Source organism: Neobacillus niacini (assembly GCF_000759675.1).
GTDB classification, from domain to species: Bacteria; Bacillota; Bacilli; order Bacillales; family Cytobacillaceae; genus Neobacillus; species Neobacillus niacini_A.
Window position 1 is genome coordinate 70,687 of the sequence record NZ_BAWM01000020.1, and the last position, 19,567, is coordinate 90,253.

Annotated in this window: 21 protein-coding genes; 3 read left to right on the forward strand and 18 right to left on the reverse strand. The window is 37.9% G+C overall.

The window, feature by feature from the left end; genetic code table 11:
* Window positions 1-8 precede the first annotated feature (8 nt).
* From TR08_RS10310 to nadE, 9 genes are all read right to left on the reverse strand, one after another.
* The gene (locus TR08_RS10310; protein WP_045518028.1) at window positions 9-1,385 is read right to left on the reverse strand and encodes a HAMP domain-containing sensor histidine kinase; all 1,377 of its coding nucleotides are present in this window, start codon (window positions 1,383-1,385) and stop codon (window positions 9-11) included.
* Window positions 1,363-2,073, reverse strand: a complete 711-nt coding sequence (locus tag TR08_RS10315) for a response regulator transcription factor (protein WP_045518030.1) — start codon at window positions 2,071-2,073, stop codon at window positions 1,363-1,365. The genes TR08_RS10310 and TR08_RS10315 overlap by 23 nt, the downstream gene beginning before the upstream one ends.
* A gap of 280 nt (window positions 2,074-2,353) precedes the next feature.
* The gene (locus tag TR08_RS10320) at window positions 2,354-3,865 is read right to left on the reverse strand and encodes a flotillin family protein (protein ID WP_045518031.1); all 1,512 of its coding nucleotides are present in this window, start codon (window positions 3,863-3,865) and stop codon (window positions 2,354-2,356) included.
* A gap of 13 nt (window positions 3,866-3,878) precedes the next feature.
* The gene (locus TR08_RS10325) at window positions 3,879-4,412 is read right to left on the reverse strand and encodes an NfeD family protein (RefSeq protein ID WP_045518032.1); all 534 of its coding nucleotides are present in this window, start codon (window positions 4,410-4,412) and stop codon (window positions 3,879-3,881) included.
* A 121-nt stretch (window positions 4,413-4,533) separates the two neighbouring features.
* Complete coding sequence (locus TR08_RS10330; protein ID WP_045518035.1) at window positions 4,534-5,268, reverse strand: amino acid ABC transporter ATP-binding protein; 735 nt, start codon at window positions 5,266-5,268, stop codon at window positions 4,534-4,536.
* A 21-nt stretch (window positions 5,269-5,289) separates the two neighbouring features.
* Complete coding sequence (locus TR08_RS10335; protein WP_193747733.1) at window positions 5,290-5,985, reverse strand: amino acid ABC transporter permease; 696 nt, start codon at window positions 5,983-5,985, stop codon at window positions 5,290-5,292.
* A complete protein-coding gene (locus TR08_RS10340) occupies window positions 5,972-6,805 on the reverse strand; it encodes an amino acid ABC transporter substrate-binding protein (protein WP_045518039.1) in 834 nt (277 codons plus the stop codon). Before TR08_RS10340 ends, TR08_RS10335 begins: the two co-directional genes overlap by 14 nt.
* Window positions 6,806-6,975: 170 nt before the next feature.
* A complete protein-coding gene (locus TR08_RS10345) occupies window positions 6,976-8,403 on the reverse strand; it encodes an amino acid permease (RefSeq protein WP_045518041.1) in 1,428 nt (475 codons plus the stop codon).
* A gap of 585 nt (window positions 8,404-8,988) precedes the next feature.
* Window positions 8,989-9,804, reverse strand: coding sequence for an ammonia-dependent NAD(+) synthetase (gene nadE, locus TR08_RS10350; RefSeq protein ID WP_081954431.1), 816 nt, complete (start codon window positions 9,802-9,804; stop codon window positions 8,989-8,991).
* Between the two features lie 150 nt (window positions 9,805-9,954).
* On the opposite strand from nadE, the gene TR08_RS10355 reads away from it, so the two are divergent.
* Window positions 9,955-10,467, forward strand: coding sequence for an acyl-CoA thioesterase (locus TR08_RS10355; protein WP_045518044.1), 513 nt, complete (start codon window positions 9,955-9,957; stop codon window positions 10,465-10,467).
* Window positions 10,468-10,496: 29 nt separating this feature from the next.
* Here the strand turns inward: TR08_RS10355 and TR08_RS10360 are convergent, their stop codons facing one another.
* From TR08_RS10360 to TR08_RS10370, 3 genes are all read right to left on the reverse strand, one after another.
* Window positions 10,497-11,465, reverse strand: coding sequence for a cation diffusion facilitator family transporter (locus TR08_RS10360; protein ID WP_045518047.1), 969 nt, complete (start codon window positions 11,463-11,465; stop codon window positions 10,497-10,499).
* A gap of 132 nt (window positions 11,466-11,597) precedes the next feature.
* Entirely contained in the window at window positions 11,598-11,831 is a 234-nt protein-coding gene (locus TR08_RS10365) for a hypothetical protein (RefSeq protein ID WP_045518048.1), read from the reverse strand.
* Between the two features lie 12 nt (window positions 11,832-11,843).
* A complete protein-coding gene (locus TR08_RS10370) occupies window positions 11,844-12,851 on the reverse strand; it encodes an AI-2E family transporter (RefSeq protein WP_370576297.1) in 1,008 nt (335 codons plus the stop codon).
* Between the two features lie 240 nt (window positions 12,852-13,091).
* Between TR08_RS10370 and TR08_RS10375 the strand changes: the two genes are divergently transcribed.
* Together TR08_RS10375 and TR08_RS30235 are read left to right on the forward strand one after the other, a co-directional pair.
* The gene (locus tag TR08_RS10375) at window positions 13,092-13,310 is read left to right on the forward strand and encodes a hypothetical protein (protein ID WP_045518051.1); all 219 of its coding nucleotides are present in this window, start codon (window positions 13,092-13,094) and stop codon (window positions 13,308-13,310) included.
* A 59-nt stretch (window positions 13,311-13,369) separates the two neighbouring features.
* The gene (locus tag TR08_RS30235; protein ID WP_052427407.1) at window positions 13,370-14,011 is read left to right on the forward strand and encodes a DUF2085 domain-containing protein; all 642 of its coding nucleotides are present in this window, start codon (window positions 13,370-13,372) and stop codon (window positions 14,009-14,011) included.
* A gap of 37 nt (window positions 14,012-14,048) precedes the next feature.
* Here the strand turns inward: TR08_RS30235 and TR08_RS30950 are convergent, their stop codons facing one another.
* Genes TR08_RS30950 through cpaB form a run of 6 tightly spaced genes read right to left on the reverse strand, consistent with a single transcriptional unit; the run spans window position 14,049 to window position 19,476 of the window.
* Window positions 14,049-14,387 (reverse strand): helix-turn-helix domain-containing protein, encoded by a 339-nt coding sequence (locus TR08_RS30950; RefSeq protein ID WP_081954433.1) that lies wholly within the window; start codon window positions 14,385-14,387, stop codon window positions 14,049-14,051.
* A 28-nt stretch (window positions 14,388-14,415) separates the two neighbouring features.
* Window positions 14,416-15,348, reverse strand: coding sequence for a type II secretion system F family protein (locus TR08_RS10390; RefSeq protein ID WP_052427408.1), 933 nt, complete (start codon window positions 15,346-15,348; stop codon window positions 14,416-14,418).
* Between the two features lie 4 nt (window positions 15,349-15,352).
* Window positions 15,353-16,315, reverse strand: coding sequence for a type II secretion system F family protein (locus TR08_RS10395; RefSeq protein ID WP_045518052.1), 963 nt, complete (start codon window positions 16,313-16,315; stop codon window positions 15,353-15,355).
* A gap of 2 nt (window positions 16,316-16,317) precedes the next feature.
* Complete coding sequence (locus TR08_RS10400; RefSeq protein ID WP_052427409.1) at window positions 16,318-17,658, reverse strand: CpaF family protein; 1,341 nt, start codon at window positions 17,656-17,658, stop codon at window positions 16,318-16,320.
* Window positions 17,659-17,668: 10 nt separating this feature from the next.
* On the reverse strand, window positions 17,669-18,853 hold the full coding sequence (locus TR08_RS10405) for an AAA family ATPase (protein WP_045518053.1): 1,185 nt from the start codon (window positions 18,851-18,853) through the stop codon (window positions 17,669-17,671).
* On the reverse strand, window positions 18,850-19,476 hold the full coding sequence (gene cpaB / locus TR08_RS30240) for a Flp pilus assembly protein CpaB (protein WP_052427410.1): 627 nt from the start codon (window positions 19,474-19,476) through the stop codon (window positions 18,850-18,852). The genes TR08_RS10405 and cpaB overlap by 4 nt, the downstream gene beginning before the upstream one ends.
* Between the last annotated feature and the right edge of the window lie 91 nt (window positions 19,477-19,567).

Genomic DNA, 19,567 nt, shown 5'->3' on the forward strand with positions numbered 1-19,567 from the left:
GCCTTTTTTTAATCGTCTTCTTCGGGGAACCATAAAATGATGCTTGTTCCCTTGTTAATTCGACTTTTTACTTTAATCATTCCTTTATGAGCTTCCATTAGGGCCTTGACGATCGAGAGCCCGATACCAGCCCCGCCTGTTTTTCTGTCGCGTGATTTATCGCCCCGGTAAAAGCGCTCAAAGATATGCGGAATATCATCCTCCGCCATACCTGACCCTTCATCCTCAATTTTGAAGCCAACATAGCCTTCTTTTTCAGTTAATATGGAGATTGTTACATTCTTCCCTTCAGGCGTATACTTTAAAGCATTGTTCAAAACGTTGGAGAGAATTTGCATCAAGCGGTCTTTGTCGGCTGGGAAAAAGAGTTCCTGATCAGGCTCGACGATATGAAGGTGAACACCCTTTTGCTTAAATAATGGTAAAAACATTTCCCATAATGCTGCTAAAACAATGCCAGCCTCTGCTTCTACTTTTTCCAATCGAATTTGTGGATTTTCCGCTGCAAGCAGCTTTTCAAGCTCATTAACCAGTCTTACTAATCGCATGAGCTCCTCGTGGCTTGATTGTAATCGAGCTGGGGTTGGCTCCCAAATCCCGTCCTGGTATGCCTCAATTTGACTTCTTAATGTGGCAAGTGGTGTCCGGAGTTCATGGGCTAAATCTCCAGTGAATTGTTTTCTTAACATTTCTCCCTTTGCCAATGATTCTGCTAAATTATTAAATGATATCGCGAGCTGCTTAACCTCAGTTGGTAATCCAGTTAAAGGAATTCGGATTGATAAATTATGCTGCTGAAGTTCATTTGCTGCAAAGGAAACTTTATTTAATCCAGAGGTTAATTTTTTCGAAAATAACATACTAAATAGAATCGATAACAGGATTGTTAAACACACAGCACCATAAATGTATAACTGAATCGTTTGTAAAAAATTGTACTCATCATCAATTAAGCCCACCGGGTAAATAGCAACGAGCTTTCCAATGATATTATTGTCTACTCTTAGCGTATAGGAAGCGGAATGCCATTCCTCCCCATTTGGTTCTGGCTCGGCTAGTCCTAAACTATTCAACATTCCTCTTATATTGGATGAATCCATCTGCAGCTGTCCCACTCGATCAAACAATTGAAAATAGAGCTGATCTGTCATTGCATGCTCATGCAGGAGACCAAATACAGGATCACTTGTAAAATGTCCATTCTTCTTATAATCCTTTTCAATCTCTGTGATGATTCTATCAATCTTCTTCTCTCGGTTCCGGTCTAAATAACTCTTAAAGCTTTCTTCAAATCCCCACTGCATAAAAAAGCTAACAAAGAGGATCCCAATCATCGAGCTGAGTAATAAATAAAAGAGAATTTTAGACCGGAGTGTTTGAAACATCTAGCACCCCTCCAAATTTATACCCCATCCCAAATACTGTCAGGATTAACGTTGGCTGTCTAGCGTCCAATTCGATTTTCTTCCGAAGATTTTTTATATGCGTATCAACACTGCGCTCGTATCCTTCATAATACATTCCTTCATCTTGGATTTTTTCGAGTAAATCCATTCGGCTGTAGACTCTTCCCGGATTTAAAGCCATATTGGTGAGCAGCTTATATTCAATCGGTGTCAAAATAACATCCTGCCCTTTAACGATCACTTCTTTTTTGCTAAGGTCAATCGCCAATTGTTTGTTATTAAATTCAATTCGTTCCACTTTTTCAGTTTTCTTTACTCGTCTTAGTATTGCTTGAACCCTTACCACCACTTCCCGAGGGCTAAATGGCTTTGTTAAATAATCATCTGCCCCCATGACAATCCCATTTATCCGATCATCTTCTGCAGACTTAGCGGTCAGCATCAGAATCGGAACATCCGATTCTTTTCTTACTAAACGGCATACTTCCTCACCAGAAATATCGGGAAGCATTAAATCTAATATAATTAAATCTGGGTTTATTGTTTTCGCTTTTTTTAAGGCGTCAATTCCGTTATCAGCACAATGAATTTCATAACCTTCTCTTTCGAGGTAGGCTTCGAGAACTTCTATGATTCTTTTTTCATCATCAACAAGTAGTATTTTCATTGTTCTCACTCCCCTTAACAATAATATATCATGTTGGGGATTTCCTTTTTTCATCTTCACAAATTCATCACAACTTCTTCATAACATCTACAATATTTCTCGATAGGATGTACCTGTAGCAATGAAAGAGATACTTAACTCTCTAAGGTTTATACTTGGTATTAACCATCTTGCTCTCCCAAATTTTAATCTCTCTTTTTTACATACGGATGCCCTAGGGGTGTCCTATTTTTTTGATAAAAAAATCCCTATCAAATTTTGATAAGGATTTGTATCGCTATTATTCTGCTTTTTTCATCGTGTCAGTCAGTTCTTCAATGCTTCGCTTTACATTTCCTTTTCCTGAGTAGTTCTCGATTAATTCTTTGACATCGATTCCACTAGAAGCCTTTAACGATTCTTGAAGAGTGGCCATTAGATTTGTAGCATATCCAGTAATCTTATTGGCACCGCCATTCTCTCCAGAACCACCAGTGTCTACTACAGTAATTTTATCAATATTAGAAAGTGGGCTAGCTACCTGCTTCGCATATTCAGGAAGCATTTTGATAATCATATCCAGGATCGCTGCTTGACCAAATTGCTCGAACGCTTCTGCAATCTTTTCCTTTGCCTCGGCTTCTGCTAAACCCTTCAGACGAATAATTTCAGCCTCTGCAGTACCTTGTGCCTTTTGTGCTTCTGCTTTGGACAAACCATCTAAGCGAACTCGTTCTGCTTCCGCTTTTGCCATTGCTTCAATACGATACTTATTGGCTTCGGCTTCTGCGATTTGTTTTGCTTTATTCGCTGCTGCTGCCTGTTCAACAGAATACCTATCCGCATCAGCTTTTTTCTTTACTTCTGAGTCATATTGACGCTCTCGGCGTAGAATTTCTTTTTCTTCAAGTTCAATCTGCTTTTGTCTTTCGATAATTTTAATTTGCATTTCCTGTTCCGTTACTTCCTGTTTCGATCTTGCACTTTCCAACTCGTATGCCATGTCAGCTCGGGCTTTAGCACTGTCCTGTTCACGTCGGAACTCTGCAACTTTTAATTGATTAATTTTTTCTGCTTCAGCGATTTCGGTTGCACGCTCTAGTTCAGACCGCTTTGCTTCTTTAGCTGCTTCCGCTTTTTTAATCCTTGTTTCTTTATCAGCTTCAGCTGTAGCGATGTCAGCATCTCGTTTCACTTGAGCAATACGCGGCTTACCAAGGGAATCAAGGTAACCGTTTTTATCTCGAACATCTTTGATGGTAAACGAAACGATCAATAAACCCATTTTCGCCAAATCCTGTGAAGCGACTCGTTGAACCTCTTGCGAGAATTTATCACGGTTTTTATAAATTTCTTCCACCGTCATCGAACCAAGAATCGAGCGCAGGTGACCTTCAAGGACTTCCTTTGCTTCATTTTCACGGTCTTCCTTCGCTTTACCAAGGAACTGTTCAGCTGCAGTGGCAATTTCACTTATGGAACCGCCAATTTTAATAATCGCGACACCATCTGCCATAACTGGTACACCTTGCTCTGTATACACTTCAGGTGTTGTTACCTCAAGCTTGCTAGAAAGCAAGCTAAGCGGCTTTGCCTGTTGAAATACTGGTAAAATAAAGCTACCACCACCGCGGATGATTTTTATTTTATTACCTGATTCGTCAACATGAACATTCCCGTTTCCTAAGAAACTACCTGTAACAATTAGTGCTTCATCTGGTCCTGCAGTTCGATACTTCGTGATAAAAACACCAATTAAAGCAATTAAAATAAATGCAACAATCCCAATAACAATCCAAAAACCTAATTCCATCGAAACAACCTCCCTAAAGTAAATATTTCTCTATTTCTTGATGGGATGATACTTGTAGTACCCCATCTTTTATATCAACCACAAGCACATTCGTGCCATCCGCAATCTGAACACGATCAAAGCTTGTCGCTGGTTTTGCAATTCTTCCGCTTATACTTTCTATCAGTACTTCACCATAACCGTCTGCTGGAATGGCAGTGATTACGGTTCCAATTCTACCCCTTAAATCACTTTCTTTGTAAACAAGTGACTCTTCGGCATTCGACAATGGGATAAGAACAAATACATTTAAAAAAGTAACAAGGATAAGGGCTATTATTGCTGATATTCCTAAGATTGCCAAGTAATGAATTGCGGTAAGTTTCTCGAATAAATACCCGCTGGCTGAAAAAATCGTTACAAATGCAAAGATAATCACCGGATTAAGAAAATCTGGTCCGTCAAAATGAACAACATCCGCAAAGAAGACATACAAAATGGTTAAAATACCTGATCCAATTAATCCATACAAATAGATCGTTTCTAATGGCAGATTGAATACTTCCATCGGCACCACTCCCTTCCCTATGTACACAACTTCAATACGTTTTAAAAATGGAAAAGTTTCACATTTCTATTAAAATTTTACCCCAATAATAAAAAAAGTGCTATGACTTTTGCCATAACACTTACTGAATCATATTTAAGAATTTTCTTGTCCGTTCTTCTTTTGGATTGGTGAAGATTTCTTCTGGTTTATTTCTTTCGACAACTACACCCTGGTCCATAAAAATAACCTCATCTGCTGCCTCTCTTGCGAAGCGCATTTCGTGTGTTACGACAATCATGGTCATCCCTTCGTTCGCAAGGTCCTTCATAACTTTTAACACTTCACCCACCAGCTCAGGATCAAGCGCTGAAGTCGGTTCATCAAACAGCATAACCTTTGGCTCCATTGCCAATGCTCTGGCAATCCCAACCCTTTGCTGTTGTCCACCTGAGAGCTGTGCAGGATAAAAATCAATTTTATCCCCTAGACCGACCTTTTCAAGTAATGCCTGCGCCTTTTTTCGTGCAGCGTCTCTGTTCTCTTTTTTTACAATTATCGGACCCTCCATCACATTCTCGAGAGCTGTTTTATGCGGGAAGAGGTTGTAACTTTGAAACACCATACCTGTTAATCGGCGAAATTCTGCGATATTTTTTTTCGGTACATTCTTGGAAAAATCTAAGGTATTATCCTCAATACTAATAACACCATTAGTTGGTGTTTCCAATACGTTTAAACACCGGAGCATGGTCGTTTTCCCTGAGCCAGATGGACCGATAACCACAACCACTTTGCCTTTTCCTACTTCCAGATCAATACCTTTTAAAACCTCTAATTTTCCAAATTGCTTATAAAGTCCTTGAATTAAAATCATCGAAAAATCCCCTCCCTCCTATTACACGTATCTGTCCAGTTTCTTTTCCATCATCTGCTGGATGCTTGAAAGGATAAAGCAAATGACCCAATAGATTAGGGCAGCTTCAGAATAGACTAATAAAAATTCATAATTACTTGCAGCAATTTCTTGGGCTTTGCGAAACATCTCGGATACAAGCACAAGGGATGCAAGGGAAGTGTCCTTCACAAGACTAATAAATGAATTTGAGAGTGGAGGAATCGAAACTCTTGCTGCCTGAGGCAGGATAATTCTTCTTAACACTTGTGAATAACTCATTCCAATCGAATAGCCAGCTTCCCATTGCCCTTTTGGGGTTGAAAGAATCGCTGCGCGAATGATTTCAGAAGTGTAGGCACCGACACTTAGAGAAAAGCCAATCACTGCGGCTATATAGGAATCAATAATAATCCCTATGCTTGGAAGTCCATAAAAAATTATAAAAAGCTGTACTAATAGCGGGGTCCCACGAATCGCTGAAACATATATCCTTGCAATGATTTGAAAAATCTTCACATGAGAAATCCGTGCCAGTGCAGTGAGTATGGCCAATAGTAAGCCGACAATAAAAGTAATAATTGTTAACGGAATCGTATAAAAAATAGCCCCTTTCATAAGGGGCAGAAAGGAACTTTGAGCAATGTCAATCAATCGGGCGGTTCTTTCTGGGTCAGCAAAAATACTATTTAAGTACATCTTCACCAAACCATTTCTCTGAGATTTTTGTGTATGTGCCGTCATCAATCATATCTGTCAAAGCCTTGTTAACTTCAGCTACTAGTGTATCATTATCTTTTCTAAACATAAGCCCGCTAACAGATGCATCTTCACTTGTATCGACAATTTTTATTGGGGCATCAGGTCTTTGCTTTGTATAATCTAAAAACGAAATCCGATCGTTTATCGTTACGTCAACACGTTTAGAAGCAAGAAGTTCAACCGCTTGGGTAAAGCCTTCCACACCAACTAGATTGGCCCCAAACTTTTTAGCCATATCGCCGTAGTTACTTGTCAACGATTGTGCTGAATTTAATCCTTTAATATCTTCAAAAGTTTTTACAGCATTATTATCTTTGTGTGTAATTAAGACAGCTGCTGATTTAATATATGGCTCAGAGAAATCGTATTTTTCCTGGCGGTCAGGGCGGATTCCAACCTGGTTCGCAATCATATCAAATCTCTTTGCATCGAGCCCAGCAAAAATGGCATCCCACTGTGTTTCTTTAAACTCAGGTTCTACCCCTAAACGTTTTGCAACTTCTGTCGCAATCTCAACATCAAATCCGGTAAGCTTTCCACTTTCATCATGAAAAGTAAACGGTGCATATGTACCCTCTGTGCCAATTAGCAGCTTTCCTTCATCCTTAATTTTTGCTAATAAATCCTGATCCTCTGCATTTTCAGCAGTCTTGTTATCTTCCTTATTTTCCTCGTTCGCATTTTCAGCTTTACCACATGCTGACAATATCAACATAAAGCTGACTAAAAGTGCAAAAATAATAGGTAATTTCTTCATTTCTGCTTATCCTCCTAATTCTGATTGTTTTTCTCGGATTAAATTATCTTAATACAATCTTTTGTGGCTGTAAAGGAAAAATATAAAATGTACACAATTTTATCATCCCCTATTTTCTCAACTAAAATGTAAAACACCTGCTAGAAACCCAGCAGGTGTTACATTTTTTATTACGCTGATAATAGTTCGTTATCCTCATTATCTTTAGCATATTTTTTCTTAAACGGGCCATAAAAGAAGATTCCACTTGATAAAAGGACAACCCCCAAAATGAAGGTCTTTAAGTCTGATGTCCCTGCGATGATAACCCAGACTGAATAGATAGTTGCAACCAATGCAATGAATCCATCGATCATTCTAGACTTGGTATTTTGGTAGGATTCACCCTTAATAACTAATTTAAGCTGATATATGGAAGCGATAAAATATGGTACTAAATATGCAAGAGTAGCAATCACAATAATGAAGTCGAATGCTCCTGAGATTGACTTTGAGACTGTAGAAAAAATAAAAATCTGTGCAATACCATTTGTTAAAACAAGTGAGAATATTGGCAGGCCTTTTTTGTTTTCTTTTAAGAAAGCAGGCAGGAATAATCCTTGCTTTGCCGCTTGATAAGGTACTTCAGCACTTAGCATAACCCACCCAATCGTTGAGCCAAATAAGCTTACTAAACCAATGGCTGCTAATACTTTTCCCCCTACAGGACCTAAAACGGTTTGAATCGCATCAATTAATGGCTTTTCTGACGAAATAAGCGTATTTTGATCCAACATCCCCATAACAAGGGTGCTGATACCGATATAAATACCTAGAGCAATGAAAAGACCAACTATTGTTGCCCGTTTTACATCTAATTTCCTCTTAGCACGTGAGGCAAAGACTACCGCTGACTCTAATCCACAGAATGCCCATAACGTAACTAAGGCTGCATTGTTAACTTGAGACATCAACCCAAATGTTTGTCCTGAATCGCCTAATCGAGTTTCCATGAATGGAAGCATATTTGTTTTTTCAAAAGCAAAAAGACCAACGATAATAAATAGCATAAAACCTGTTACCTTTGCGGCTGTTGCTGCAAAATTTAATTTTCCCGCACTTTCTAAGCCGCGTAAAATTATGAAATGAGTCCCCCATAAAAGAATGGTACAAACGATAAACGTCAACCCATTACCAACCTTTAGAGAATAACCGCCAATCGTAAACCACTCAGCTTGACTCGTTAAGATGGGGAAGAAGGTTGATAAATAACCTGCAAATGTTGTGATTATCGCTACATTTCCTGCTAGATTTCCAATCCAATAACCCCATGACGCCATAAAGCCTGAAAGTACAGAAGTTTGTGATCCAGGCTTAAAAAGCTCTTTTGCATAAATCTGTGGTCCACCTGTTAAATTTGGTTTAAGAATCGCTAAGTTACCAAAAACAAGTGCAATCATTAATACACCTACTCCGGTAAAAAGCCAAGCTAACATAACCCCCGCAGGGCTTGCCGCCTCAGATAACGAACGAGGAAGCATAAAAATACCAGAACCGACCATATTTCCAACGACAAGTGCCGTTAATATCCAAAAACCTAATTTATTTGAATTCCCCAAGATGTAACCTCCTAAGGCGAATATTTATTATAGTAATGTAATAATACGAAGCACCACCATCATAGTCAATGGAAATATACATATCACACAAAAATATATAAAATCAAAAAAAATAGTAAGGTAATCCTTTGATTTGATTACATTACTATTTTGACATTTATATTTTCTTCTTGCCTATTCTGCTTTGGATTGACCCTTCGAGGAAACACCCCCGTCATGTCCATCGCCGTTCCTAGTATAGCATCTTGACCAAATTCGTCAACAGAAGGTTTTATGGAAATTAACAAAACTTTATCCTGAAAAACCATTTCAAAGGTGAGACCTTCTTGAAGTTTCTTTGTTAATCATAGATGTTATTTATCTGTGATAGGAAAATACGAACCATCATCAATAGAAAAATGGCTCTAACCGTATAGAGCAGAAACTTCGTTTCCGTCATAATTGATTTCATATTTTCCACATCCTTATTTACAATTGGTTTATCTATAATTATAAAACCAGCGTGCAAAAATAATCGTTTAAATTATATCATTTTTATGGATTTTTCAAATAAAAGGAAGTGGGATACATGGATCCCCCTTCTCGTTATTTCCACCAATGGTCAAACATTGATACTGGCAGCTGTCGTTTATGTTCTGTAAGTAGATAACGTTGTTCAATTTTTTCTGCAATTTCTTTTGATACAGGCTTCCCTTCGAGGTAATCGTCGATGTCATCATATGTAATCCCTAATTCTGTCTCATCAGCTTGCCCTGGCTTCTTATCGAGCAAATCCGCAGTTGGGACTTTCATATATAGACTTTCCTCTGCACCTAGTTCCTTTAACAATGCTTTGCCCTGACGTTTCGACAATCCACTTAACGGCAGGACGTCAGCTCCGCCGTCACCATATTTTGTATAAAAGCCTGTAACCGCTTCTGCTGCATGGTCTGTCCCTATGACGAGCAGCCCCTCCATACCACCAAAGGAATATTGAGCAATCATTCTCATTCTCGCCTTCACATTACCTTTATGATAATCACTTAATGGTTCAGTTTTAGAAACAGCATTATACTCGGATTGAACGGCGTCGACAGCACTTTGAATATTAAAGGTGTACTCACGGTCTGGACGAATAAAGTTCAAAGCACGGACAGCGTCCGCTTCATCCTGCTGTACACCATAAGGCAGGCGGACTGCAATAAATAATGCATCCTTACCTTCAGCTCGAAGTTCCTCAACAGCGAGCTGAACAAGCCTTCCCGCCAATGTTGAGTCTTGCCCGCCACTAATTCCTAATACATAACCCTTTGCCTTTGTTTTTAACAAATAGCTTTTTAAGAAATTAATTCGGTTTCTTATTTCTTCCTTAGGATTAATCTCAGATTTCACATTTAATGCCTGGCTGATTTCTTTTTGCATGGTTACCTCCATTATATGTATTCATATATGTAATTTATCATAATTGCTTATCGCTCGCTTAAATTCTAACCTAAATTTATTGCAATCTGAATGATTATAGAATACGATTACAGCTAAAAATAAATTCATCATAAGATTCGGGGGAGACATATGGATTCAAAAACGTGTAATGAAACAAGAGTGGTTAGGACGGGCAGAATATTTCCGAATGATGTAAACAATCATAATACCTTATTTGGGGGCAAGTTAATGAGTGACATGGACATGATTGCCTCCATATCGGCTGTGCGACATTCAAGAAAAGAAGTTGTTACCGCCTCAACAGACTCTGTTGATTTTTTAAGTCCGATTACTCAACAGGACTCTGTATGTATTGAATCTTTCGTTACCTGGACTGGGACCAGTTCAATGGAGGTTTTCGTCAAAGTAATTGCTGAGAATCTAATAACGGGTAATCGAAAAATAGCTGCTACCGCTTTTTTAACCTTTGTTGCTTTAGATGAAAATGGTAAACCAACAAAGGTTCCTGAGATTGTTCCTGAAACCGAAGAGGAAAAAAAGCTGTTTGAAACAGGAAAAGAAAGAGCTGAAAAACGTAAAGAACATCGAAAAAGCAGTAAGGAACTTGCGAGTTATTTTACAACTGAAAAACCTTGGGAATGAAGATAGGCGGCTACTTAGCTAGCCTATCTTCATTTTTCTGTAGAATCACTTTTCCACGTCGTGACCCCATCTTCTTCATCAAACTCAATCGTTACATCAACGACACCTTTTTCAGCCATGATTTTCTCCTGCAAACGGTCTTTAATATCATCTGCTGCTGCGATTGTTAGATTTGAATCAATCTCAATTTCCAACTCGACATGCAAATCTTCCCCTTCTTTAATTACGGCAAGGTCTTGAATGTCCTTTACATCCAGGTCAGCCATCACTAATTGACCTATTTTCTCTTCCATCTCCTCATCTGCCTGGCCAAGAACACCGGCTGCATTATCCAAGAAGACTCTACCTACAACAAAGAACATCATTAAACCGATGAGAATGGAAGCTGCACCCTCAATCCAAAGGACACCGGTAAAATGGGATAGGATAACAGCAAGTATTGCCAGTAAGCCACCGCTCGTTGCTACTAAATCCTCCATGAAAACTAGCTTGGTGGCAGGCTTGGCTCTACCCAAATGGGCAAAACTTTTAAAAATAACACTCGGACCGCTTGCTTCTTCACCAACTTCATGCATAACTTCCTTCATTGCCTTATAAAGAACGTATATCTCAAGGATGAGGGCAAATGCAAGTACGCCTACATTAATTAAGAACCCTTCTGATTCAGCTGGGTGAAGAATATGATGATAACCTTCTTGGATGGTTTCAAACGCCATAATCCCAACGATTAATACTGCTCCTAATAAGACTAAGTTAACCAATCGACCAAAACCATTTGGAAAGCGATTGGTTGGCGCTTTCTTGCTTAAGGCAGAACCAACAAATACGAAAAACTGGTTTGCTGCATCTCCAAGACTGTGCATCGTTTCTGCAAACATAGCGACGTTTCCTGTAAAGGTATAAGCTACCCCTTTGGCTATCGCAATGATGGTGTTGACAATGGCGGCGATCATTGCGGATTTATTGCCTTTTTTTAACGATTTAAATAACTCCCCCATTATATACCTTCTTCCTGCTTTTTTAGTTATCTTTACTATTTTCTAAAAAAGCACATTTCATAAACATAGCCACTTTCCTATTGAGTGAGATTTTCCCAAAATAAAAACCCCCATTGCTGGAGGTTTAAATTTCTAAACGTTTTTCAATACCAAAAATAATCGGTTATTTCTCTCATATTTCTCATCTTCCGAAACTAAGTCATATTTTTTTAATAGATGGAACACTTCATTTAAAAGGTCTTGTGTATGTTCTTTGGTTAGGAACTGTTCAAACAATGGCTTCATGTCTGCCGGAAGAAACGCTGCTTGTGATTCATATTTATTTCTTACATCTTCATGTGAATGATTTAGTTTGCATTCGCTCATTATAATCACCTTCTAAACTTTCTTATGGTCTGTTACTTCTAATACATCCAATATGAAAACAAAAACTGGAATACCAATGATTAAACCCCAAACTCCAAAAAAGTGTTCAGAAAAAATTAATACTAGGAATGTATAGAAGACAGGTAAATTTGTTTTGGAAGACATTAAATTTGGATTTAAAATATATGCTTCGATTGCATGAATAATCATGATCGCAATAAATACATATAGTACTGTCATGATTCCACCAATGCTATATCCTATGATTACGAGTGGAATAAGAGAAATGATGACTCCTGCAACTGGTATCAAACCTAAGAATAGAATCATAATGGACAGGCCGCCTAATTGCGGGAAGCCAAAAATCCATAATGCTATGGTTGTCAGTATGCAGTTAACAACGGCAATAATTAATTGTGCTTCAATTACCTTCCCGAATGTACCAACAAATTTTAAAGAGAAGAACTCTATTTCTGCATAAATAGAGGCTATTTTACTCGTTTTAAATTTTTTCGTAAATTCAATCAATCGAGGTTTTTCTAATAAGAAAAATAAGCTCATTAAAAGAGCAATAAGTATTTGCAAGCTAAAGGTGCTAATATCCGTGAAATAGGTAATTAAAAAGGTAAAGCCTCTCTCCAAATAACTAGAAATCTGAATTTCCTCAAGACGGCTAACCAAATAATTTAAAATGATATTGTCATGCTTTTGGGTATAGAATGCTGTGATTTGTTTAATTAATGCTGTTATTTCACCAACAATCATTGGTAAGTATTTCACAAGACCGTAAGAGAGAAGACCTACAATCGTGGAATAGGACGCAACAACCAGTATTTTTCGATTAAGCGGTATTTTTCTGGACAAGAAGATTACTAACCGGTCCATTAAAAAGGTAAATATAAACGTAAATAAAATCAAATTGATCATATCTTTTAGTCCATAAAGAACTAAAGCGAGTAAGACAAAAATAGAAATTCTTTTAAAACCGCTGCTTTGAAATAGTTTATTTATCATATTAATTTACCAAACCCCATTTTTATGTCCTGAAAAACTATGTAATAACTTTATTATAACAAATAAGTATAGGATTGTTACTTTTAAGTCTGAATCTTTTTATAAAAAAGATTCCTTCTTTAGACTCATGAAACTATAGGAAATTTCTATAAGTAGACAGGCAAATTATCCTTCCCCATCTCATACATATCCAAAGAGCGTGAATTTAAATGATTAGGTAGTATTTTTCAGACGGAGGGGATATAGTTGTCGGGAGGTCAAAGAGCACTTTTATACATTTTGTCATTTATCATACCTGTTGTCGGAATCATATTAGGGATTGTTTGGATGAATGATCTAGATATAGACAAGAAAGCTATCGGAAAAACGTGTTTAATCATTGGTATTGTTTCCATTGTCCTTAGTTGTATTTGCTGGTTTGCCGCTTCAGCCCTTTCCATTATCCCTGCCTTTATGACGTACTAATTTGATGAGAACCCAGTTCATACGATTGAATTGGGTTCTTAGTTGTAGGAGTGATTTGGTTGCTTCATGAAATTTTGCATTTTTTTGGGAGAGCCATTTGTCATCAGCTACGCGAACGATCGCTTCACGTGTCCGGTGAGGCCCTGGCAGTTTGCGCAAGGGATACTGGGATTTATATAGGCATTTTTTCTACACTCATTTATTTACATTTTTCTAAACGAGGGGAAAGTATTACAATTCCTTCTATAAAATATAGCTTTTTACTCCTGTTATTTCTTGTCCCATTAATGGTAGACGGACTTGGTTCCTATACACATCTTTTTGAATCGAATAATCCTCGGAGATTACTGACTGGTATTGCCTTTGGTTTTGTGTTGCCTTATTTTATCTATCCTTTGCTCTCAAAAGAATCACTAGAACAAAAAAATGAACCAGTTGTAAAGAGTAGTAAGGATTTATTCATCCCCCTGTTGGTAAGTATTTGTTTTGGAGTTCTATTCTATTTCGGACAACCATCACATTTAGTATTGGATAGCTTGATTATTGTTACTGTCATAGGATGGTTTAGTCTATTGGCTTCCTTTTTATTTCCATTCATACGTCGAGTACGTATAAAATGGGCTCTTTCTATTTTGGTCAGTTTATCTATTCTTTCACTGCTATCTTTGGCGCATGTCTGGGTATTATCGTTTGCTATATAAATCAAAAATTCCGCTCTCATATTGGAGAGCGGAATTTTTAATCAGTATTAAACGCTTCAATTAATTCTTTTATTTGTTTTAATTTTTCAGGAGTTAGCTGGTCTTCAGTTAATTCAATTTCTAATTTAAGTTTACTTTTAATGGGTAGATTTTTTTTGCAAAATATTTCATTGCCCTCTTGTTTTCTACGAACTAAATCTTCTACTTCGACTTCAAACGTTTTCGCTAATTTTCCGAGTATATCAATGCTTGGGTTCTTTTGAATATTTCGCTCTATTAAACTTAAGTATGACTTGGAAATTCCTGTAAGTTCACTTAGCTTATTTAGAGAAATTCCTCTTTCAATCCTCATTACTTTTAGTTTATTTCCGTCCATAGAATCCCTCCCAGACGTTTTGGGCTGGCTAACCGCCAAGACCCTTTGTAATCAATGTAATAGCCAATGGACCTAAGATTACAATAAATAATGACGGGAAGATAAAAAAAACCATCGGAAATAGCATTTTTACTGGAGCCTTCATGGCCTGCTCACGGGCTGCCTCTCTGCGCTGTTCACGAATCCGAACTGTTAGATTACTTAACACCTTTGCCATTCCAATCCCTAGTTGGTCTGCTTGAATCAATGAAGTAATGACACTCTGGAATGAATCTGAAGGAACTCGTTTCCGTAACTCATAAAAAGCCTCTCTTCTCGATTTACCCAACTTCATATCCTCTAACGTTTGAAAGAACTCATCAGCCAATGGCCCTTTAATCTTTTTTGATACTTCAACAAGAGCTAAATCTAACCCCATTCCTGCCTCTAGTAAGAGATTTACAGTATCGAAAAAATCTGGCATCGCTACATTAATCGCTTTAATCCGTGCTGTCTTTTTCTTGCCAAGATAAAATACCGGGAATCGAAACCCAAGGAGTGCCATGGTAAAAACCATGACCCATGTTAACATTTTGTTATCTGAACCAGGGAGAAGAAAGAACAAGATTGGTAAACTTAGCCCTGCACTTAAAACGATTTGGAATAATCGAAAATCAACCGCCGACTTAAAAGGATAACCTGCATCCCTAAGGAGCACGTCTAATTTTTTTCTTTCTGCTTTTGAAACTCTTTTATTTAAAATTTCGGTTCCTTTATTCCAGTAGGTGTTAATAGACATTTTAATACTTTTTTTATTAACGTCTTTTAGGAGATCCTCTTTTTGCTTTTTAAAATGTTCACCAAAATACATATTCACTCGGTCATTAAAAGCAATTTGCTTTTTGAAAATCGTTAACATAATTCCTGCTAATAAGGTTGTTGCGAACCCTGCTAACAATAATAGAAGAAGTAAATCTAGCATTACCTTACACCTCAATTCGAATGATTTTCTGAATGACGACCCAGCCAATGATAATCGAAACTGAGGCTACGAACAGCATCGTCCATCCTAACGGATGCTCAAGCATGGGTGCAAAATATTCACGGTTTACTAGCGCTAAATACAAACCAAGGCCGACTGGCAATAAGGTAATGATCCAAGATGACATCCTGCCTTGAGCTGTTATTGTGTGTAATTCTTCTAAGATTCTAACCCTGCCTCTAATGGTGTCTTCCATTGTTTCAAGCAGTTCTGCCAAGTTCCCACCACTCTTTCTTTGAGCAAGAATGGCCTGTATAACAACTTCTAACTCTTTATTTGGTAACCGTTCGGCTAATTCTTCAAATACATCCTCTAACGGAACGCCTAGACCTGCCTGGCGAACGACGCGGTCAAATTCAGGTCCTAGCGGATCAGAAACTTCTTTTCCAACAAGCTGCATCGCCTGCATAAAGCTAAATCCTGCCCGCATAGAATTTGCTATCATTCCTAATACTTCTATCAGTTGATAGTTAACAAATGCTAAGCGTTTCTTCCTTTTTTGTTTCATAAATATTTTGGGAATAGCAAAGCCAATGATAATCACTATCGTATTGAAATACCATGGTAATCCAAGAACTAGTCCTATCAATCCAATGCAGGCAGCAGCGAGAAGTCTAAGCGAAAAGAATTCTTCTGGTTTCAAATTGCTTCCTGCTTCGAGTAATACCTTTTGTGTACTTTCATTAAATTGAACGTTTTTAAATATAGTCGCAATTTTATTAAATAACTGGTTACTGACAGAAGGTTTCTTCTCTCGCTCAGACGTTACTTCCACTTGCCCAGGAGTAGGTAAAAACTCTTTAATACGTTGATTGATTCTTCGCTTTTGTGTATAGCTCACTAACAAAAGAAAAACGGATCCACTGACGATTATAAATAGTAGAAAAATTGTTATGGCTATTTTCATTCCTACCACTCTCCAACAAACCATGATGAAGGCAGCTGATAACCATTTATTTCAAGCTGCTCGGTGAACCTTGGACGAATGCCCGTGCTGATATATTCCCCTTTAATTCGACCATCATTTATACCAGTTTCCTTAAAGACAAAAAGATCTTGAAGGACAATGGTATCCCCTTCCAACCCTAACACTTCTGTTATATGGGTAATTTTCCTTGTCCCATCCTTCATCCTTGATTGGTGGACAATTAAATCAAGTGCATTGGCAATCTGTTCACGAATTGCTTTTACAGGTAGTTCATAGCCTGCCATTAACACCATTGTTTCTAATCGGGAAAGGATGTCTCGTGGAGAATTGGCGTGGCCAGTACTTAAACCTCCATCATGACCGGTATTCAACGCTTGAAGCATATCTAAAGCTTCCTCTCCACGGACCTCTCCGACAACAATTCGGTCAGGACGCATCCGAAGTGCGTTTCGCACTAAATCACGGATGGTAATTTGACCTTTTCCCTCGATATTCGGCGGCCGGGATTCAAGCGCAACAATATGTTCCTGGTTTAGCTTAAGTTCAGCAGCATCTTCAATCGTAACAATCCGGTCATCATTTGGGATGAAGGAAGATAACACGTTTAATGTCGAGGTCTTCCCAGAACCTGTTCCACCGCTAATAAAAATATTAAGCCTGGATTTAACACAAATCTCGAGAAATTCCGCCATCTTTTCATTGAGCGTATTAAAATTGATTAAATCTTGAATCGTGAAAGGGGTTTCAGAGAATTTTCTGATTGTTAAACTTGGTCCCTTAAGTGCAAGCGGAGGAATAATCGCGTTTACACGCGAGCCATCAGGGAGGCGGGCATCAACCATTGGTGAACTTTCATCCACACGACGCCCAATTGGAGAAACAATCCGTTCAATTACCCGCATAACATGCTGGTTATCGATGAAATGTACGTTACTTCGGAAAACCTTACCGTTTTTCTCATAGTAAACTTCATTGTAACTATTGACCATAACCTCACTGACTAAGGGGTTCTCCAACAAAGGAGTAATAGGCCCATAAGCAAGCAGTTCATCTTTTACATAATGAAGAAGATCTTTCTTCTCTTCAAAGGTCAGTCGGGTTCCTTCTTGTTCAAAAAAATCCTCAGCTAATTCCTCTAATTTTTCATTTTCCTCTTGTTTATTTTGACCAGGGTATTTTTTCAGTTCTTCTAATAGGTAATTGTGGAGATTCGCCTCTATATCCCAGAATTCCTGGGACTTTATTACACCAGGAGATTCTTGAATTGTTTCATTCGCAGTTATAGTATTGGTTTCTTCGATAAATCGTTTAAACAGTGACATGTCCTTCGCCTCACTTCCCCAGTAGATACCAACGTTTATCCTTTTTTACTTCTAATATTTCATCTTTATTCTCTGTAAACAGTCTCTCTGATAACTTTAGGACCGACTTACCAATATGGCTGCGTGAATTGGAAAGGATAAACGGATATCCAGCATTTATGGATTCCAATACAACATTTGATTGTTCTGGAAAGGTGTGGTAAACATCCATATCAAAGATTTCTTCAATTTTTTTTACCTCTAGGCTCTGACCCTTTTGAAACCGATTCAAAATAAGCTTAACTTTATCTCTTAAATTAATAGTCTCTAAAGTTTCAAGATAAAGCTGTGTTAATCTCATAACCGATAGTTCATTCGTAGTAAGTAATAGAATTTCGTCTGCTAAATCAATGCAGCGTAAGTGAATATCTGATAAATACGTTGCCATATCAATTAAAACGATATCAAATTGCTTCTTCATTTCTTCGATTGCAGCCTTTATATGCTGTTCCGATATTCCTTCAAAAAATTCAGGTCTTTGTGGTGCAGCAAGGATGGAGACATCAAACTCGCTGCTTGTCATATATTGGCTAAGCGGATAGGTATCTCGGCCGTAGCCTTCTTTGACCCACTCATAGATTGTTCGTTTCGGTTTCAAATTACAATACATCGCGACATCACCAAATTGAAGGTTACCATCTATTATCGCAACCTTTTTCCCCATCTTGGCAAATGCGACTGCGAGATTTATAGTTAATACAGTTTTTCCAACACCACCCTTTGGGCTGGAAATAGCAAGTACTCTGCTTTCTACTTTTGGTAGATTTATATTATTGTGATCCATTTTGGCCCGATGCAGCATGAATTTCTTTGCATGAAGAATTGTTTCCAATAGTTCTTCTTCTTCGAATGAAGATTTTAATGTATCTGATGCCCCCATCTGCATGGCTCTTTTTAGATTCTCCATGTTATCAGGAACAATAATAATGATATAGGCATGGGGGTAAAGTGCAGAAATTTCTTGGGAAAGATCATAAACGTTATAAAGGGAGCCGGATTTTAAAAAGATAACAGACTGGCTATTCTCCATTAATAGACTATGGAGCCTTTCCAGTTGATAAGTTGTTGTTAATTGAAAGTCGTCCTTTTCTAAAAGTGTCTTAATTTCACTAGGAGAGGTTTTCGTATCTGAAAAATAAACCCAATTTATGCTCATTTCTTCTCTTCAGCCTCCTCTTTGATTACTTCTCTTGTATGCTTAAGCCCAGCTTTTCCGGTTTCCGTATCTTCTGTATTTCTTAACATTAAATAGAAACCATCCTTATCTTTGGAAGCTAAACCAAGCATGACTCCCTCCTCGACAGTAACCTCCAATATAACGGTTTCATAGTTAAGGGCACTTTCCTTAGGGTCTGACGATTTTCCTGAAGTTAGGACCTTTACGTTTTCAAGAACTAAAACTGCTGATTTAAACTCTTTTTTGGTTGCATCATCCTTCGTTGTTTCATAAGCGATTACATCAACTATCGAATTCGGCGCGATGTACCCAGATACACCCTGCGCTAAATCTACTCTTATCGAAATCGCCCTCTTCCCTGTACTTACATCCACAATTGGATTAACGAATTCTCTTAAAAGGGCTTTTTCTTTTTCAGCCTGTTTCTCTTTTACTATTTCTTCCTCAGTCTTAGCGTTATCTTTCGTATCATCCTGATCCTGACTAACTGATACACTAGCAGGAGTCGATGTATTATCCTTTGCAAATATCGAAATATACACAATACCTGCCACCGTCAATCCTAAGATTAAGGAAATCATCCATATTTTTTTTGTATTCATACTATACTCCTATCTATCCCACACTTGAGATTAAATTCACTTAATAAAAATCTATCCCCAAAGCTGCGAAACCTTGAAAGAGTAACCTATT

Excerpts from the sequence above, each read along its gene's own strand:
- TR08_RS10310 (WP_045518028.1), bottom strand. The coding sequence starts at position 1,385 with ATGTTTCAAACACTCCGGTCTAAAATTCTCTTTTATTTATTACTCAGC.
- TR08_RS10315 (WP_045518030.1), bottom strand. The coding sequence starts at position 2,073 with ATGAAAATACTACTTGTTGATGATGAAAAAAGAATCATAGAAGTTCTC.
- TR08_RS10320 (WP_045518031.1), bottom strand. The coding sequence starts at position 3,865 with ATGGAATTAGGTTTTTGGATTGTTATTGGGATTGTTGCATTTATTTTA.
- TR08_RS10325 (WP_045518032.1), bottom strand. The coding sequence starts at position 4,412 with ATGGAAGTATTCAATCTGCCATTAGAAACGATCTATTTGTATGGATTA.
- TR08_RS10330 (WP_045518035.1), bottom strand. The coding sequence starts at position 5,268 with ATGATTTTAATTCAAGGACTTTATAAGCAATTTGGAAAATTAGAGGTT.
- TR08_RS10335 (WP_193747733.1), bottom strand. The coding sequence starts at position 5,985 with ATGTACTTAAATAGTATTTTTGCTGACCCAGAAAGAACCGCCCGATTG.
- TR08_RS10340 (WP_045518039.1), bottom strand. The coding sequence starts at position 6,805 with ATGAAGAAATTACCTATTATTTTTGCACTTTTAGTCAGCTTTATGTTG.
- nadE (WP_081954431.1), bottom strand. The coding sequence starts at position 9,804 with ATGCAAAAAGAAATCAGCCAGGCATTAAATGTGAAATCTGAGATTAAT.
- TR08_RS10355 (WP_045518044.1), top strand. The coding sequence starts at position 9,955 with ATGGATTCAAAAACGTGTAATGAAACAAGAGTGGTTAGGACGGGCAGA.
- TR08_RS10360 (WP_045518047.1), bottom strand. The coding sequence starts at position 11,465 with ATGGGGGAGTTATTTAAATCGTTAAAAAAAGGCAATAAATCCGCAATG.
- TR08_RS10365 (WP_045518048.1), bottom strand. The coding sequence starts at position 11,831 with ATGAGCGAATGCAAACTAAATCATTCACATGAAGATGTAAGAAATAAA.
- TR08_RS30950 (WP_081954433.1), bottom strand. The coding sequence starts at position 14,387 with ATGGACGGAAATAAACTAAAAGTAATGAGGATTGAAAGAGGAATTTCT.
- TR08_RS10390 (WP_052427408.1), bottom strand. The coding sequence starts at position 15,348 with ATGCTAGATTTACTTCTTCTATTATTGTTAGCAGGGTTCGCAACAACC.
- TR08_RS10395 (WP_045518052.1), bottom strand. The coding sequence starts at position 16,315 with ATGAAAATAGCCATAACAATTTTTCTACTATTTATAATCGTCAGTGGA.
- TR08_RS10400 (WP_052427409.1), bottom strand. The coding sequence starts at position 17,658 with ATGTCACTGTTTAAACGATTTATCGAAGAAACCAATACTATAACTGCG.
- TR08_RS10405 (WP_045518053.1), bottom strand. The coding sequence starts at position 18,853 with ATGAGCATAAATTGGGTTTATTTTTCAGATACGAAAACCTCTCCTAGT.
- cpaB (WP_052427410.1), bottom strand. The coding sequence starts at position 19,476 with ATGAATACAAAAAAAATATGGATGATTTCCTTAATCTTAGGATTGACG.